Origin of the sequence: Streptomyces sp. RFCAC02 (assembly GCF_004193175.1) — a bacterium.
In the GTDB taxonomy this organism is placed as follows: Bacteria; Actinomycetota; Actinomycetes; order Streptomycetales; family Streptomycetaceae; genus Streptomyces.
In genome coordinates this window covers 3,058,989-3,075,352 of sequence record NZ_SAUH01000001.1, presented here as the reverse complement: position 1 = coordinate 3,075,352, position 16,364 = coordinate 3,058,989, and the positions used below count along the sequence as shown (strand labels likewise).

The window sequence follows — 16,364 nt, the reverse complement described above, 5'->3', positions numbered from 1 at the left end:
CGGCACGCTGCGGGCACCCGCGCGTACGCCGGCCGGCGTACGCGGTGACGGGGCGCGCGCCCCGGGCCGGTTCGTCGCCCGGGCCGCGGCCGTCACCGCCGCCCTCACGGCGGCCGGTGCGGCCTGCGGGCTGGTGCGCGACCAGATCATCGCCCACCTGTTCGGCGCGGGCGGGGAGACCGACGCGTTCCTCGTCGCGTGGACCGTGCCCGAGTTCGCCTCGACGCTGCTCATCGACGACGCGATGGCGCTGGTGCTCGTGCCCGCGTTCAGCATGGCGCTGGCCCGGGGCGGCGCCGGGCACGTACGGGCGCTGCTGGCCGGCACGTTCCCGCGCCTGCTCCTCGCGCTGGGCTGCGTGTGCGCGCTGCTGGCCGCGGGCGCGCCGCTGTTCGTACGCCTGCTCGCGCCCGGGCTCGCCGACCCCGCGCTCGCGGTGGACTGCACGCGGCTGACCGCCCTCAGCGTCCTGACGTTCGGCATCGCCGGGTATTTCAGCGCGGTCCTGCGCGCCCATCGCTGCTTCCTGCCACCGGCGTCGATCCTCGTCGCCTACAACGCGGGGATCATCGCCGCCGCCCTCGCCCTCCACGGCCTGTGGGGCGTACGGGCCGCCGCCGCCGGGGTCGCGGTGGGCGGCGCGCTGATGGCGGCCGTGCAGCTCCCGGCGTTCCTGCGGCGGCTGCCGCGCGGTGCCGCCGTGCCGCGGACCGTGGAGCGCGCCGTCCCCCTCGTCGTGCCGGTGGTCGCGCCGGTGGCCCTGTTCGCGGCCGTGCGGCAGACCCAGGTGCTGGCGGAACGGTTCCTCGCGTCCGGTCTGCCCGCCGGTGCCATCTCCCACCTCAACTACGCCCAGAAGGTCGCCCAGCTCCCGATGGTGCTCTCCCTGATGGTCTGCACCGTCACCTTGCCGCTGGTCGCCCGCGCGCTGGCCGACGGCGACACCCGGGGGGCGCGGCTGCGGGTCGAGCGGGACCTCGCGCTCGCCGCCGTCGTCGTCCTCGCCGGTGGCGCGTACATCGCCGCGTACGCCCCGCAGATCGTCGCGCTGCTCTTCGAGCGCGGCGCCTTCGACCCGGAGGCCACCGCCGCCACCGCCCGGGTCATGCGCGTGTACGCGCTCGGGCTGCTCGGGCACACGCTCGTCGGCGCCCTCGTCAGGCCGTACTTCTCCACGGGGCGGCCCACCTGGTACCCCGCCGCCGCCATGGCTCCCGGCCTGCTGGTCACCGTCGCGGCCGGCGCCGTGGCGGCCCGCTGGGGCGGCGCGCCGGGCATCGCCGCCGCCAACGCGGCGGGCATCACCCTGACCGCCCTCCTCCTGCTGCGCGGGCTGGGCCGGTACGCGGTCCCCGTGGACGCGCGCCGCATCGTCGGCCGCCTGCTGCGGCTCGCCACGGCCGCCGCGCTCGCGGCCGGCACCGGCTGGCTCGTCACCGCGACCGGCCCCGCCACCGGACCCCTGGCCACCGCGGCGGCCGGCTGTCTCGTCGTACCCGCCGCCTTCGCCGCGTACGCCCACGCGCTCCGCGCCCCCGAGGCGGCCCTGCTCGTCACCGCCGTCCGGACCCGCCGGAAAACCCGTACGACCCCCGACCGGAGGCTGCCGCATGCCCGTTGACCCCCGCCGCCGCGGCGAAGCGCCCGGCGCCGTCCCGCTGTGGGTGCTCATGTACCACTCCGTGGACTACGCCGACGAGGACCCGTACCGCATCACCATCACCCCGGACCGGCTCCGCGAGCAGCTCGCCTGGCTGCGCCGCCGCGGACTGCGGGGCGTCTCCGTCGGGGAACTGCTGCGCGCCCGCGCGGCGGGGCGCGGCGAACGGCTCGTCGGCCTCACCTTCGACGACGGGTACAAGGACTTCGTCGACTACGCCGTGCCGCTCCTGCGCGGCCACAACTGCACCGCCACCGTCTTCGTCCTCCCCGGGTACCTCGGCGGCAGCAACGTCTGGGACGCCGACGGGCCGCGCAAGCGCCTGCTCACCGACGACGGGGTGCGCGCCGCCGCCGACGCCGGGATGGAGATCGGCTCGCACGGCATGACGCACGCCGCCCTGACCGCGCTCCCGGACGAGGACCTCGACGCCGAACTCACCCGGAGCAGGGCCGCGCTGCACGAGATCACCGGCGCCGACGTGCCGGGTTTCTGCTACCCGTACGGCGCCGTCGACCGGCGCGTCGCGCGTGCCGTACGGGCGGCCGGCTACGCGTACGCCTGCGGCATCAGCCCGGGGTCGCTCACCGGACGGTGGGCGCTGCCGCGCGTCCACGTCGGCGAGTCCGACTCGGCACGGCGGCTGCGGCTCAAGCACTGGCTGCACCCGGTCCGCCGCCGGTCCGTGCGCCTCGACGCAGCGGCCGCGGGCGGGGCGCTGCGGTGAGACGCGCGCTGCACGTCATCACCGGCCTGGGCGTGGGCGGCGCGGAACGGCAACTGCGCGCCCTGCTGCGGCGGCTGCCTCTGGCGTGCGACGTCGTGACGCTCACCGACCCGGGGCCGGTCGCCCGCGACCTGCGCGCCGACGGCGTCCGCGTCGCCCACCTCGGCATGCGCGGCAACCGCGACCCGGCGGTCCTGCCCCGGCTCGTGCGGCTCATCAGGAACGGCCGCTACGACGTGGTGCACACGCACCTGTACCGCGCCTGCGTGTACGGGCGCGTCGCCGCGCGCCTCGCCGGTGTGCGGGCCGTGGTGGCGACCGAGCACTCGCTCGGCGAACGGCGCATCGAGGGCCGGCCGCTGACGCCGGGGACCCGTTCGCTCTACCTGGCGACCGAGCGGCTGGGCGCTGCCACCGTCGCCGTGTCAGCGACCGTCGCCGAGCGGCTGCGCGCATGGGGGGTGCCGGCGGGGCGCATCCACGTCGTCCCGAACGGCGTCGAGGCGGACCGGTTCCGTTTCGACCCGGCCACGCGGCGTGCCGTACGGGCGGCCCTCGGGGTGCCCCAGGACACGGTGGTGGTGGCCGGCGTCGGGCGGCTGGTGCCGGGCAAGGGCTTCGGGACGCTGGTGCGTGCGGTGGCGACCCTGCCCGGCGCGGTGCGGCTCGTGCTCGTGGGCGACGGACCGGAGCGGGACCGCCTGCGGACCCTCGCCGAAGGGCTCGGCGCGGCGGGGCGGGTGCTGTTCGCCGGGGAGCGGCCGGACGTCCCGGCGCTGCTGTCGGCCGCCGACCTGTTCGTATCGCCCTCCGCCGAGGAGACGTTCGGCCTCGCCGTGCTGGAGGCGCTGGCCGCCGGTCTGCCGGTGCTGCACGTGACGTGTCCCGCGGTGGACGAACTGCCGCGCCGGGAGGCGCCGGGTGCCCGCCGGGTGGGCGCAGGGGCCGGGGAGCTGGCCCGCGCGCTGCGCGCCGAACTGGCGCTGGGAGTGCGGCGGCTCCCCGTGCCGGCGGCCGTCCGCCGCTACGGCGTGGACCGGGCCGCCGAGCGGCTGATGACCGTGTACGAGGGAGTGCGGGAACGATGAGCCAGCGGGTGGTACGGGTGGTCGCGCGGGTGCGGCCGGGCCGGCGGCTGCGCCGGCGCCTGGCCCGGCTCCGGTCGTGGTTCCGGCGGGGGTTCCGCGCCTGGCCGCGCGTACGGCTTCGGTCGCTGTCCCGTCCGTGGCTGCCGCCGCTGGCCGGGATGGCGCTCGGCGCGCTGCTCGGCTGCGGCTGCGCGGCGCTGACCGACCACGCCTACGCGGCCGACGCCTACGTCGTGGTGGCAGCCGCCGACGACGCGGACCGCGCGGCGGCCGTGGGGCTCGCCCAGGCGTACGGCCGGCTGGTGACGAGCGGGGACGTGCTGCGGACGGCGCACACGGACGCCGGGGTGGACACGGCGACGCTGCGGGACCGGGTGACGGCCGCCACGTCACCGGACGCGCCGGTCATCGGCATCACCGGGCGGGCGCCGGACGCGCAGGACGCGGCACGCGCCGCCAACGCGGTGGCCCGTGCCCTCGTGGCCCGGACGGACGCGGCCGACGAGGCCACGGGCACGTCGCTCGTCCAGGTGCTGGAGGCCGTGCCACCGGCGGATCCGGTCACGCCGCGCGGCCTGCTGTCGGCGGCGGTGGGAGGCTGCGCCGGGGCGGTGGCCGGGCTCCTCCTGCCCCTCGCCCGTCCGGGCGGGGGCACCGGGCGCGGCCCGGGCCGCACCGGCCAGCCGCCGGTGCCGGCACAGCCGGATCCGCAGGAACGGGCCGGAGCGACGGTGTGACACGGGCCGGCACTTCCGTGGTCAGTGCGGGCGGGACGCGCCGCCGTCGATCATGAGGGTCTGCGCCGTGATGTGCGCGGCGGCGGGGGAGGCGAGCCAGTGCAGCGTCGCCGCCACGTCGCCCGGGCGGCCGGTGCGGCCGTCGAACGCGTCCGTCGTCGCGTGCGGGACGGCGCCGGCGCCGTCGACCGGGCCGGGCGCCACCACGTTCACCGTGACGCCGCGCGGCCCGAGGTCGCGTGCGAGGCACACGGCGTACGGGTGGAGCGCCGCCTTGGCGCCCGTGTGGGCCGCCGGCGCGCCGCCCCGGCAGGCGGCGGCCGAGGACACGAACAGCACCCGGCCGCCCGGGGACGCCAGGCGGTCGCGCAGCGCCTCCGTCAGGAGCACGGCGGTCAGGACGTTGCGCCGGAAGTGCGCCGTCCACTCGCGGGCCACGGTGGCCAGCGGATCGGCGGGCACGTCGCCGGTCTCCGTCCCGTCCGTGCCGCCGGCCGCGAGCACCAGGACGTCCACGGCGCCGAACCGGTCCCCGACCCGGCGGGCCACCCGGTCAGCGCCGGCCGGGTCGGTGAGGTCGGCGGGACAGGCCACGGCGCCCCCGACCGCTTCGGCCGCCCGTTCGAGGACGGCCGCCCGCCGGCCGACCAGCACGGCCGTGTCGCCGTCGCGCGCGAAGGCGTGCGCCGTGGCCAGGCCGATGCCCGTGCCGCCGCCGCTGATCACCACCGTCCGTCCGGCCATGTCCGGACCGTAACCCGTCACCTCGGGACCCGCCACGTGAGCGTCGTCCCCTTCCCGTCCGGCCCCGGCCCCGTCGACGCCTCGCCGCCGAGGGACACGGCGCGGTCCCGGATGTTGCGCAGGCCGCTGCGCCGCGTCACGTCGGGCGGGACGCCCACACCGTCGTCCGACACGGTGAGCGTCACGGCGGGACGGCCGTCCGGCAGGGTGCCGGCCGCGTCCACCGTGACATCGACGCGCGAGGCCCTGGCGTGGCGCGCGGCGTTGGACAGGCCCTCGCGGAGCGCGGCCACGAGCTGCCCGGCGACCTCCTCGCCGACCAGGGCGTCCACCGGACCGCCGAACGCGACCGACGGCGCGAAGCCGAGCGTCGTGGCCGCCGCGCCCGTCTCCCGCAGCACACGGGTCCGCAGGCCGCTCGGCGCCTCGTCCGGCGGCTGCTGGAGCGCGAAGATCGCCGTACGGATCTCCTGGATCGTCGCGTCCAGTTCGCGGGTCGCCGTCTCGATGCGCTCCGCCGCCGCGGGAGCGGCGCGCCGGGCGCCCTCCAGGACCATGCCGACCGCGAACAGCCGCTGGATCACCAGGTCGTGCAGGTCGCGCGCGATCCGGTCGCGGTCCTCCAGGACGGCGAGCTGTTCGCGGTCGCGCCGCGCGCGGGCCAGCAGCAGGGCCAGGGCCGCCTGCTGCGCGAACTGGATCGTGAGCGCCCGTTCCTGGACGGTGTACGGCGGCGCGCCCGGCTCGCGGGAGAGCGCGAGCGCGCCGAGGACCGTGCCGTCGCTCGCCAGCGGCAGCAGCATGCCGGGTCCCTGCGCGCTGGTCAGGCCCATGTGCATCCGGGGGTCGCCGACCGGGTCGTCGAGCACGACGGGTTCTCCGGCGAGGACCTGCCGCACAGCCAGGACGTGCCCGGGGAGCACCGTTCCGATCAGCCCGCGGGGGGCCTCGGCGCTGGCGGCGACGACCTGCAGGCCCCGGTCGCCGGTCGGTTCGAGGACGGCGCCGGTCGTGGCGCCCGCGAGCCGGCGGGCCTGTTCGGCGACGACGGCCAGGGCGTTGTCCTCGTCGTCGGACAGCAGGGTGGTCGACAGTTCGAAGCTGCTGTCCATCCACCGGGACTGGACGCGGATCGCCTCGTGCAGCCGGGCGTTCCCCAGCGCGATGCCCGCCTCCGTGGCGAGGACGCGCAGGAGCTGGCGGATCTCGGCCGTGAACGGGCGGCCGTCCGCGCGGGCGGAGACCTGGAGGGCGCCGAACTTCGCGCCGTGCACGAGGACCGGCACCCGGAGCGTGTCGGGAGTGCGCGGGGAGGTGCCGTCGAGCAGCGCGCGCACCAGGTCGTCGGGCGGCGGGCCGTCGCCGTGGGTCACGAGGTGGCCGATGCCGTTCCCGTCGTCGTTGAGGACGGCGACGGCGGCGAACCGCGCGCCGGCCAGTTCGGCGGCGGTGGCGGCGGTACGGCGGAGCACGGCCAGGGGCTCGGTGTCGCCGCCGATGGACTCCATGGCCCTCAGCAGCCGGGGGATCGGTGTCCGCTGCCGCATGGGCCGAGCGTAATCAGTCCGGTATGGGGGCGAAAGTCGGGAATGCGGGAACGGGGGGTCACCCGGCCGCCGCCATCACCGGTCCGTCCTGGGCCTGCTCCCGCGCGAGGAGGCGCCGGTAGGGGCCGTCCGCCAGGGCGAGCGCGGCGGGGGTCCCGCGCTGTACGACCCGGCCGCGGTCCAGCACCAGCACCTCGTCCACGGCGTCGAGGCCGGTGAGCCGGTGGGTGATCAGCACGGCGGCGCGTCCCTCGGTGGCGGTGAGCAGGTCGGCGGTCAGGGCGTTGGCGGTGGGCAGGTCGAGGTGTTCCGCCGGCTCGTCGAGCACCAGGACCGGGAAGTCGGCCAGCAGAGCGCGGGCCAGCGCCAGCCGCTGCCGCTGCCCGCCGGAGAGATGGGCGCCGTGTTCGCCGACCGGGGTGTCGAGGCCGTCCGGCAGGCCGTCGACCCACTCCAGCAGGCGGGCGGCGGCGAGGGCACCGCGGAGGGCGGTGTCGTCCGCGTCCGGTGCGGCGAGACGCAGGTTCTCCCGCAGGGTGCTGTCGAAGAGGTACGCGTCCTGGGCGCACAGGCCGACCATCCGGCGGACGGCGTCGCCGTCGAGCGCTGTCGCGTCGGTGCCGCCGAGGGTGTACGTCCCGCCGGCCGGGTCGAGGAACCGCAGCAGGCAGTGCGCGAGCGTTGTCTTGCCCGCGCCGGACGGGCCGATGACCGCGACACGGCGGCCCGGCGTGAGGTCGAGGTCGATGCCGCTCAGCGCGGCGGGCGCCGTCGCGTCGGCCCGGTCCGGGTGGCGGGCGGTCAGACCGCGCAGCCGGACCGGGAACGGACCGGCCGGCGGGGACGCGGGACGGTCCGGCTCCCGGACCGGCGCCGGGGCGTCCAGGATGTCGCGGACGCGCTCGGCCGACCGGCGGGCGCGCTGGCGGTGCGCGACGGCGAGCGGCAGGCCGGCCACCGCCTCGAAGACGGAGAGCGGCGTCAGCACGAGGGTCGCCAGCCAGACGCCCGGCTCGGCGGGTACCGCCAGCCAGGCGACGGCGGTGACGGTCCAGCCGGTGATCAGGGCCAGCAGGCCGCCGCCCAGCGCCTGGGCGGCGGCGGAACGGGCCGCGAGCCGGGTGAGGCGGCGGTCGGCCTCGGCGGCGACGGCCAGCCGGGCGGGCAGCGCGCCGGCGACCGCCAGTTCCGCGGTGCCGGTCAGCAGGTCGACGGTGGCCGTCGACAGGGCGCCGCGCGCCGGGGCGAGGCGCTGCTCGGTACGGCGGGCCACGGCGGCCGTCAGCAGCGGTACACCCACCCCGGCGGCGAGCAGGCCGGCCGCGAGCGCGGCACCGGCGGCCGGGAGCAGCGCGCCGGTGAAGACGACCGCCGCCAGGCCGACCGCCGCCGCGCCCACCAGCGGCAGGAGCCACCGCAGGAAGTAGTCCTGGAGCGCGTCCACGTCGGCGACGAGGCGCGAGAGCAGGTCGCCGCGCCGTGTGCGGCCGAGCCCGGCGGGGGCGAGGCGCTCCAGCCGCCGGTACACGGTGACGCGCAGACCGGCCAGGACGCGCAGCACGGCGTCGTGGCCGACCAGCCGCTCGGCGTACCGGAAGACGGCCCTGCCGATGCCGAAGGCGCGGGTGGCCGTGACGGCGACCATCAGGTAGAGCACCGGCGGCTGCTCGGACGCCCGTGAGATGAGCCAGCCCGAGGTGGCCATCAGACCGGCCGCGCTGCCCAGGGCGAGGGCGCCGAGGAGCGCCGCCAGGCCGAGGCGGCCCGTGTGGCCGACCCCCTCGGCGCGTACCCAGCGCAGCGGGGACAGGGCACGCGATCCGCCGGCCCTGTCCGTGGCCTCGGCGAGCGGCGCACCGTCCTGCTCGGTCCTCGTCGCGGACGGCGCCCCGGCCTCGTCGGTGGGGCCGGGAACGTCCGGCTTGGCGGCCTTCGGCCGGTTTGGTTTCACGTGAAACACGCGGTCCGCGGCGGCCAGGAGAGCGGGCCGGTGGGTGACCAGGAGGGCGGTACGGCCGGTGGTCAGCCGCCGGATGGCCGCGACGACCTCCGCCTCCGTGTCGCCGTCCAGGGCGGCCGTGGGCTCGTCGAGCAGGAGGATCGGCCGGTCGGCGAGGAACGCCCTGGCCAGCGCGACACGGCGGCGCTGTCCCGCGGAGAGGCCGGCGCCCAGCTCGCCGAGCCGCCGCTCCGGGGCCAGGTCGCCGGCCGCCGCGGCGCGCAGGGCCGCGGCGACGGCCTCGTCGTCCGCGTCCGGGCGTGCCAGGCGGACGTTGTCGGCGACCGTCCCCGCGAAGAGGTGGGGGTGCTGCGGGACCCAGGAGATCCTGCGCCGCCAGGCGGCCGGGTCGAGCGTGGCGAGGTCCTGACCGCCCACCAGGATCCGGCCGGCGGCCGGCCGCACCAGTCCGAGCAGTGCTGCGAGGAGGGTGGACTTGCCGCCGCCCGACGGGCCGGTAAGGGCGACGGTCTCGCCGGGGGCCAGCGTCAGACTGGTCGGGGCGAGCGCGTCGTCGGTGCGCCCCGCGTACCGCACGGTCAGCCGGTCCAGCGTGATCGTGCCGTCCGCCGGAACGGGAGCGGTGCCGGTGGCCGGGAGTTCGGCCTCCAGCAGGGTGAACACCTCGTCGGCCGCCGACAGGCCCTCCTGCGCGGCGTGGAACTGCGCTCCGACCTGCCGCAGGGGCAGGTATGCCTCCGGCGCCAGGATGAGGACGACGAGCCCGGTGAAGAGGTCGAGTTCGCCGTGCACCAGGCGCATGCCGATGCCGACCGCGACCAGTGCGACCGAGATGGTGGCCAGCAGTTCGAGGGCGAAGGAGGACAGGAAGGCGACCCGCAGGGTGCGCAGCGTCGTCCGCCGGTAGTCGTGGGTGATGGCCCGGATGGTGTCCGCCTGGGCCTTGGCGCGGCCGAAGACCTTCAGCGTCCCGAGGCCGCCGACCACGTCGAGGAAGTGGCCCGCGAGCCGGGTGAGCTGTCGCCACTGCCGGTCCATCTGCGTCTGGGTGGCCCAGCCGATCAGCGCCATGAAGAGCGGGATCAGCGGCAGCGTCGCGGCGATCGTGGCCGCCGACACCCAGTCGTCGGTGACGATCCGGGCCAGCACGGCGGCCGGTACCACGGCGGCCAGCCCGAGCTGGGGCAGGTAGCGGGCGAAGTAGCCGTCGAGGGCATCGATGCCGCGCGTGGCCAGCGTGGCCAGCTCACCGGTGGACCGGCCGCCGCCGTCCGGCAGCCGGGCGGCCCGCTCGAGCAGCCGCATCCGCAGCTCCGACTTCACGGCGGCGGCCGACCGGTGCGCGGCGAGTTCGGTCAGATAGCCGACCAGGCCGCGCCCGACCGCCGTCGCCGCGAGCAGCAGGAGCGGTGTGCGCAGGTCCGCGAGTGCCCTGCCGTGGACGAACGCGTCGGTGACGATGCCGGCGATCAGCACGGCCTGGGCGATGACGAGCCCGGCGCCGGCCAGCCCGAGCGCCACCGACGCGGCCAGGAAGCCGCGTGTGGCGCGGGCGTGGCGCAGCAGGCGGGGGTCGATGGGCTTCATGGTCGTCCCGCCCTACGACGCTATGTGCTGGGTGCCGACGCGCTTGCGGAACACCCAGTACGTCCAGCCCTGGTAGAGCAGCACCAGCGGCGTGGCGAGGACGGCGCACCAGGTCATGATCCGCAGCGTGTACGGGGCGGACGCGGCGTTCTCCACGGTCAGGCTCCACGACGGGTCCGTCGAGGACGGCATGACGTCCGGGAAGAGGGCCAGGAACAGCGTGGCCACCAGGGACACGATCACCACGCCCGAGAAGACGAACGCCCAGCCCTCGCGGCCCGCCGCGTTGGCGGCCAGTGCCGCGGCGAGCGCGGCGCCCGCCACCACGATGGCGGCGAGGCTGCGGACGTTGCCGTGGTCGGCCTGCGTCCAGGCGAGGAACAGGCCCGCCAGCACGGCGGTCGCCGCACCGAGCCCGCCCGCCGCGCGCCGTGCCCGCAGCCGGATGTCGCCCACCGTCTTCAGCGCGGCGAACACCGCGCCGTGGAACGTGAACAGGACCACCGTCATCACGCCGCCGAGCAGCGCGTACGGGCTGAGCAGGTCGGCCGGGCCGCCGGTGTACTCGTGCCGCGCGTCCATGGGCACGCCGCGCACGATGTTGGCGAAGGCGAGGCCCCACAGGAAGGCGACGCCGAGCGAGGTCCAGAAGACGGCGCGCTCCCAGTTCCGCTGCCACCGCTCGGACGACCGCTTCGCCCGGTACTCGAACCCGACGCCCCGCACGATCAGGCCGACGAGGATGAGCAGCAGGGGCAGGTAGAAGCCGGAGAAGAGGGTCGCGTACCAGTCGGGGAACGCGGCGAACGTCGCCCCCGCGGCCGAGATGAGCCACACCTCGTTGCCGTCCCAGACGGGGCCGATGGTGTTGATCAGGACCCGGCGCTCCGCCCGGTCGCGGGCCAGGGTGCCGCTGAGGACGCCGATGCCGAAGTCGAAGCCCTCCAGGAAGAAGTAGCCGGTCCACAGCACGGCGATGATGACGAACCAGATGTCGTGGAGTTCCATCGCACGCTCCTCAGTACGAGAACGCCATCGGGCGGTCGGCGGCGGGGTCGTCCCCGCCGATCCTGCTCGGCGGATTCAGATCGGACTCGGTCAGCTCCGGCGGCCCCGCCTTGGCGTACTTGATCAGCAGCCGCACCTCGATGAACCCGAGCACCGCGTACAGGGCGGTGAAGACGATCAGCGAGATGAGGACCTCCGCCTGCGACACCCCCGGGGACACGGCGGCCGAGGTGCGCAGCAGGCCGAAGACGGCCCACGGCTGGCGGCCGGTCTCGGTGAAGATCCAGCCCCAGGCGTTGGCGATCAGCGGGAAGAGCATGGTGAGCACGGCGAGCCGCCAGTACCAGCGGGTGAGGACCGGACCGAGGGCGCGGTCCCGGGTGAGCGCCAGGTGGGGGCGTTCGTCCGGTCCGGTGCGCAGGTGCTCCGCGAGCCACAGCCGACGGCGGGTGAGCCACAGTCCGACGGCGCCGAGCGTGAAGGAGGCCATGCCGAAGCCGATCATCCAGCGGAAGCTCCAGTAGGCCACCGGGATCGCGGGCCGGTAGTCGCCGGGGCCGTACTGCTCCTGCATCGCCTCGTTGGTGTCGTTGATGCCGGGGACGGCCTCCGAGAAGTTGTCGTGCGCGAGGAACGACAGCAGACCGGGCAGTTCCACCGTGACCCGGTTGTGGCCCTCGTCCACGTCGCCGATGGCGAAGAGCGAGAACGGCGCGGGTGCCTGGGTCTCCCACAGGGCCTCGGCCGCGGCCATCTTCATCGGCTGCTGCTCGTACATGATCTTGCCGAGCCGGTCGCCGGTGAACGCGGTCAGCAGGCCGGCGACGACCATCGTGACGAGGCCGAGGCGCAGGGACGTCCGCATCACCTGGACGTGCCGGCGGCGCATCAGGTGGTAGGCGGCGATGCCGACCATGAACGCCCCTCCGGTGAGGAACGCGGCGGTGATGGTGTGCGCGAACTGGGCGACGGCCGTGTTCTGGGTGAGGACGCGGACGAAGTCGGTGAGCTGCGCGCGGCCCGTCTCCTCGTCGATCCGGTATCCGACCGGGTGCTGCATCCAGGAGTTGGCGGCCAGGATGAAGTAGGCGGACAGGACGGTGCCGACCGCGACCGTCCAGATCGTGGCGACGTGCAGCTTCGGCGGCAGCTTGTCCCAGCCGAAGATCCACAGGCCGATGAACGTGGACTCGAAGAAGAAGGCGATCAGCGCCTCGAAGGCGAGCGGGGCGCCGAAGACGTCTCCGACGAAGCGGGAGTAGTCCGACCAGTTCATGCCGAACTGGAACTCCTGCACGAGGCCGGTCACGACCCCCATCGCGATGTTGATCAGGAAGAGCTTCCCCCAGAACTTGGTCGCCCTGAGGTACTTCTCCTTCTTGGTGCGCACCCACGCCGTCTCCAGGCCCGCCGTCAGCGCGGCCAGCGAGATCGTCAGCGGGACGAAGAGGAAGTGGTAGACGGTCGTGATGCCGAACTGCCACCGCGCCAGGGTCTCCGGTGCGAGAGCGAGGTCCACGGTTGTGCTCCCTCCGCCGATGAGCGGGTGGAATGATCAGGTCTTGTGAACGTATTCACATTCACAAGCCATTATGGACCACACCCCCCGCGATCACCGTCGCGGGGGGTGCCGTCAGCTCCGCAGCCTGGGATGCCGGGCCAGGAACGCCTCGGCCGTGCGCAGCAGCAGGTCGTTCCCTTCGCGCTCCCCCACCGAGGCGCGCACGCCCTCGCCCTGGAACGGCCGCACGGTCACGCCCGCCTCCTCGCACGCCGCCGCGAACGCACCGGTGTCCGCACCGAGCCGCAGCCACAGGAAGTTCGCCTGCGAGACGGGCACCCGCCAGCCCTGCGCCGTCAGCGCGTCCCACAGCCGCGACCGCTCCGCCACCAGCGCGTCCACCCGCTCCGCCAGCGCCGCCTCGCTCCGCAGCGAGGCGATGGCCGCGTTCTGCGCGATCTGGCTCACACCGAACGGCACCGCCGTCTTCCGCAGCGCGGCGGCCACCGGCGCGTGGGCCACGGCGAACCCGACGCGCAGCCCCGCCAGGCCGTACGCCTTCGAGAACGTCCGCAGCACGCACACGTTCGGCCGGTCGCGGTACAGCTCGATGCCGTCAGCGACCTCCGGGTCCCGGTTGAACTCCCGGTACGCCTCGTCGAGCACCACCAGCACGTCGTCCGGCACCCGGTCGAGGAACCGCACGAGGTCGGCGCGGGGGATCGCCGTGCCGGTCGGGTTGTTCGGCACGCAGACGAAGACCAGCCGCGTCCTGGGCGTGATCGCGTCCGCCATCGCGTCGAGGTCGTGCCGCTCGTCCGGCGTCAGCGGCACCCGGACCGAGACGGCCCCCGAGATCTGCGTGATGATCGGGTAGGCCTCGAACGAGCGCCACGCGTAGATCACCTCGTCGCCCGGCCCCGCCGTGCACTGCACGAGCTGCTGGGCCACTCCGACGGAGCCGGTGCCGGTCGCCAGGTGGTCGGCGGGGACGCCGAACCGCTCGGCCAGCTCGGCCGTCAGCGCGGCGCAGGCCAGGTCCGGGTACCGGTTGAGAGCGCCCGCCGCCGCGACGGCCGACTCCAGCACACCGGGCAGGGGCGGGTACGGGTTCTCGTTCGAGGAGAGCTTGAACGTCACCGGCCCGCCGTCGGCCGGCTTCCCCGGCACATAGGCGGGGATGCCGTCCAGCGCGGACCGCAGCCGTGGACCCGCGGCCGCCACGGCTGCCGGGTCCTGAGAAGATGAGGTTGTCACCCGATCCACCCTAAGAGACCCCCCACACCGGCGTGTCTCCGCGCGGGAGAGGCGCTGACGGCATCCGTGCGCGGGTGGCGTGCGCCGTGGCGCGCCCCACTCTTGAGGGTGAGGCGCGGGGCGTTGAATCGACGGCCGCGGGGCCGCGAATTCCGCACACCCCCTTGGGATCTTCGGCGAGGTGTGCCACTCAGCCTTCGAAAGCTCTCCAGAAGACGCCTCCTGTCGTGCAGAAACGTCACGCCGTCACCGCGTCCACGTCCCGCCGCGCCGTGCCCCGACCGGGCCTACCATCAGGTCGCCATGACAGCAGCGAAGCATCAGGTGACCCGGACCGCCGGCCGCAGGACGAGCGGGCAACGGGCGGGCATCAGGGATGTCGCCGCGGCCGCCGGGGTCTCGATCACCACCGTCTCCGACGCGCTCAACGGCAAGGGCCGCCTCCCCGACGCGACCCGACGCCACGTCCGCTCCGTGGCCGACCGCCTCGGCTACCGCCCCTCGGCCGCCGCCCGCACCCTGCGCACCGGCAAGTCGGGCCTGATCGGGCTCACCGTCACCACCTACGGCGACGAGCCCTTCACCTTCACCGAGTTCGCCTACTTCGCGGAGATGGCCAGGGCCGCCACCTCCGCGGCACTCGCCCGGGGCTACGCCCTGGTCATCCTCCCCGCCGGCGCGCAGCGCAGCGAGTTCGACGTGTGGTCCAACGTCGCCCTCGACGGCACCGTCATCATCGACCCGTCCGACCACGACCCGGTCGTCGCCGAACTCGTCCGCCAGGGCGTGCCCGTCGTCTCCGACGGCAGGCCGGGCGGCAGTCTCCCCGTCACCGCCTGGGTGGACAACGACCACGAGGCCGCCGTGACCGGCCTCCTCGACCACCTCGCGGCCGGCGGCGCCCGCCGGATCGGCCTGCTGACCGGCACCAGCACCGACACGTACACCCGCCTCTCCACCCGCGCGTACCTCACCTGGTGCGAGCGCCACGGCCAGGCCCCGGTGTACGAGTCCTACCCCGCCCACGACCCGTGCGCCGGCGCCGTCGCCGCCGACCGGCTGCTCGCGCGCCCCGACCGGCCCGACGCCGTCTACGGCCTGTTCGACCCGAACGGCACGGACCTCCTGGCCGCCGCCCGCCGCTACGGCCTGCGCGTTCCCGAGGACCTGCTCATCGTCTGCTGCAGCGAGTCGACGGTCTACGCGGGCACCGAGCCGCCCATCACCACCCTGTCCCTCAAGCCCGCCCGCATCGGCACGGCCGTCATCCAGCTCCTCATCGACGCCATCGAGGGCGTCGACGGACGCTCGGCCACCCCCGTCCCGGCCGCCGAGGCCGTGCACCGGGTCATGCCCACCGAACTGATCGTCAGGACCTCGTCGCAGCGGCCGCCCCTCACCGCGGCCCGCGCGGACGGCGGTCCCGCGGTCCCCCGGGTGGCCGCCCCGCGCCGCGCACCCGCCGCCGACCAGTAGATTCCCGGGTACAGGTGTGTCACATCCGGGCACCGGCGTTCCTATGATGGGCGAACGGCACCGGGACCGGCCGGTCGGCGGGTCCAACAGGTGGAGGCGGCGCGTAGTGGTGGAGGGGTCGATGACTCAGGGGGCCGGCGAGGGACCGGATGTGTGGCCCGGCGGAGCGGAACCGGCCGTGCCCGGCGCCCCCTACACGCCGACGGAGCGCGACCTGCCGGTGATCGAGGGGGCGGGGCCGCTGTACGTCGTCGGCGACGTCCACGGCTACCTGGAGGAACTCCGCGCCGCCCTGCGGGAGGCGGGCCTCATCGACGGATCGGACGCCTGGGCCGCGGGCAACGCGCGGCTCTGGTTCCTCGGCGACTTCACCGACCGGGGGCCGGACGGCGTCGGCGTCCTCGACCTCGTGATGCGGCTGTCCGCCGAGGCCGCCGCGGCCGGGGGCTACTGCAAGGCGCTCCTCGGCAACCACGAGCTCCTTCTGCTCGGTGCCTGCCGCTTCGGCGACGCCCCGGTCGAGTCGGCGGCCGGCACCGGCTCGTTCAAGACCGCCTGGCTGCTGAACGGCGGCCAGCACTCCGACATGGAGCGCCTCGAGGACCACCACCTCCAGTGGATGTCGCGCCTCGACTCCCTCGCCCTCGCGGACGGGCACCTGCTGATGCACTCCGACACCACCTCGTACCTGGAGTACGGCAGCACCGTCGAGGACGTCAACGACGCGATCTGGCAGGCGCTCCAGCGCAATGACGTCGAGGAGACGTGGGAGCTGTTCCGCAAGTTCACCAAGCGCTTCGCCTTCAGGGACGACGCCGGGCCGCAGACGGCGCGCGAGCTGCTCGACACGTACGGCGGGCGCCGGATCGTGCACGGGCACAGCCCCATCCCCTACCTCACGGGGGAGACGGGCGGCGCCGACGGTGACGGGGAAGGCGGCGACGAGCCCCCGGGCGCCCGTGTGACCGGCCCCTACGTCTACGCCGACTCGCTCGCCGTCGCGATGGACGGCGGGGTGACCATGGCGGGGAAGCTGCTGGTCGCCTCGCTGCCGCTCACGCAGGAGTGACCG

At 75.4% G+C, this 16,364-nt stretch carries 12 protein-coding genes; 6 read left to right on the top strand and 6 right to left on the bottom strand.

Annotated features, from left to right (window positions below):
- The first annotated feature begins 7 nt into the window (after positions 1 to 7).
- The 4 genes from EMA09_RS14335 to EMA09_RS14320 are packed head-to-tail and all read left to right on the top strand — an operon-like array spanning position 8 to position 4,212.
- On the top strand, positions 8 to 1,621 hold the full coding sequence (locus EMA09_RS14335; protein WP_240796666.1) for a lipid II flippase MurJ: 1,614 nt from the start codon (positions 8 to 10) through the stop codon (positions 1,619 to 1,621).
- A complete protein-coding gene (locus tag EMA09_RS14330) occupies positions 1,611 to 2,387 on the top strand; it encodes a polysaccharide deacetylase family protein (RefSeq protein ID WP_129841426.1) in 777 nt (258 codons plus the stop codon). Before EMA09_RS14335 ends, EMA09_RS14330 begins: the two co-directional genes overlap by 11 nt.
- The gene (locus EMA09_RS14325) at positions 2,384 to 3,475 is read left to right on the top strand and encodes a glycosyltransferase (RefSeq protein ID WP_129841425.1); all 1,092 of its coding nucleotides are present in this window, start codon (positions 2,384 to 2,386) and stop codon (positions 3,473 to 3,475) included. Before EMA09_RS14330 ends, EMA09_RS14325 begins: the two co-directional genes overlap by 4 nt.
- The gene (locus EMA09_RS14320) at positions 3,472 to 4,212 is read left to right on the top strand and encodes a lipopolysaccharide biosynthesis protein (protein WP_129841424.1); all 741 of its coding nucleotides are present in this window, start codon (positions 3,472 to 3,474) and stop codon (positions 4,210 to 4,212) included. Before EMA09_RS14325 ends, EMA09_RS14320 begins: the two co-directional genes overlap by 4 nt.
- A gap of 21 nt (positions 4,213 to 4,233) precedes the next feature.
- On the opposite strand, the gene EMA09_RS14315 is transcribed toward EMA09_RS14320, so the two are convergent.
- The 6 genes from EMA09_RS14315 to hisC all read right to left on the bottom strand — a co-directional run bounded on the left by EMA09_RS14315 (position 4,234) and on the right by hisC (position 13,783).
- Positions 4,234 to 4,956 carry an SDR family oxidoreductase gene (locus EMA09_RS14315; RefSeq protein WP_129841423.1) on the bottom strand — a complete coding sequence of 241 codons (723 nt, stop codon included), beginning with the start codon at positions 4,954 to 4,956 and terminating at the stop codon, positions 4,234 to 4,236.
- Between the two features lie 17 nt (positions 4,957 to 4,973).
- Positions 4,974 to 6,503: a GAF domain-containing protein gene (locus tag EMA09_RS14310; RefSeq protein WP_240796394.1), complete on the bottom strand. Its 1,530-nt coding sequence runs from the start codon at positions 6,501 to 6,503 to the stop codon at positions 4,974 to 4,976.
- A 58-nt stretch (positions 6,504 to 6,561) separates the two neighbouring features.
- Positions 6,562 to 10,050, bottom strand: coding sequence for a thiol reductant ABC exporter subunit CydD (cydD, locus tag EMA09_RS14305; protein WP_129841422.1), 3,489 nt, complete (start codon positions 10,048 to 10,050; stop codon positions 6,562 to 6,564).
- A gap of 12 nt (positions 10,051 to 10,062) precedes the next feature.
- Entirely contained in the window at positions 10,063 to 11,058 is a 996-nt protein-coding gene (gene cydB, locus EMA09_RS14300) for a cytochrome d ubiquinol oxidase subunit II (protein ID WP_129841421.1), read from the bottom strand.
- Between the two features lie 10 nt (positions 11,059 to 11,068).
- Positions 11,069 to 12,577: a cytochrome ubiquinol oxidase subunit I gene (locus EMA09_RS14295; RefSeq protein ID WP_129841420.1), complete on the bottom strand. Its 1,509-nt coding sequence runs from the start codon at positions 12,575 to 12,577 to the stop codon at positions 11,069 to 11,071.
- Between the two features lie 114 nt (positions 12,578 to 12,691).
- Entirely contained in the window at positions 12,692 to 13,783 is a 1,092-nt protein-coding gene (gene hisC / locus EMA09_RS14290; protein ID WP_129844039.1) for a histidinol-phosphate transaminase, read from the bottom strand.
- A 336-nt stretch (positions 13,784 to 14,119) separates the two neighbouring features.
- On the opposite strand from hisC, the gene EMA09_RS14285 reads away from it, so the two are divergent.
- Both EMA09_RS14285 and EMA09_RS14280 read left to right on the top strand, forming a co-directional pair.
- On the top strand, positions 14,120 to 15,292 hold the full coding sequence (locus EMA09_RS14285) for a LacI family DNA-binding transcriptional regulator (RefSeq protein ID WP_240796393.1): 1,173 nt from the start codon (positions 14,120 to 14,122) through the stop codon (positions 15,290 to 15,292).
- A 121-nt stretch (positions 15,293 to 15,413) separates the two neighbouring features.
- Positions 15,414 to 16,361, top strand: a complete 948-nt coding sequence (locus EMA09_RS14280; RefSeq protein ID WP_129841419.1) for a metallophosphoesterase — start codon at positions 15,414 to 15,416, stop codon at positions 16,359 to 16,361.
- The last annotated feature ends 3 nt before the right edge of the window (positions 16,362 to 16,364 follow it).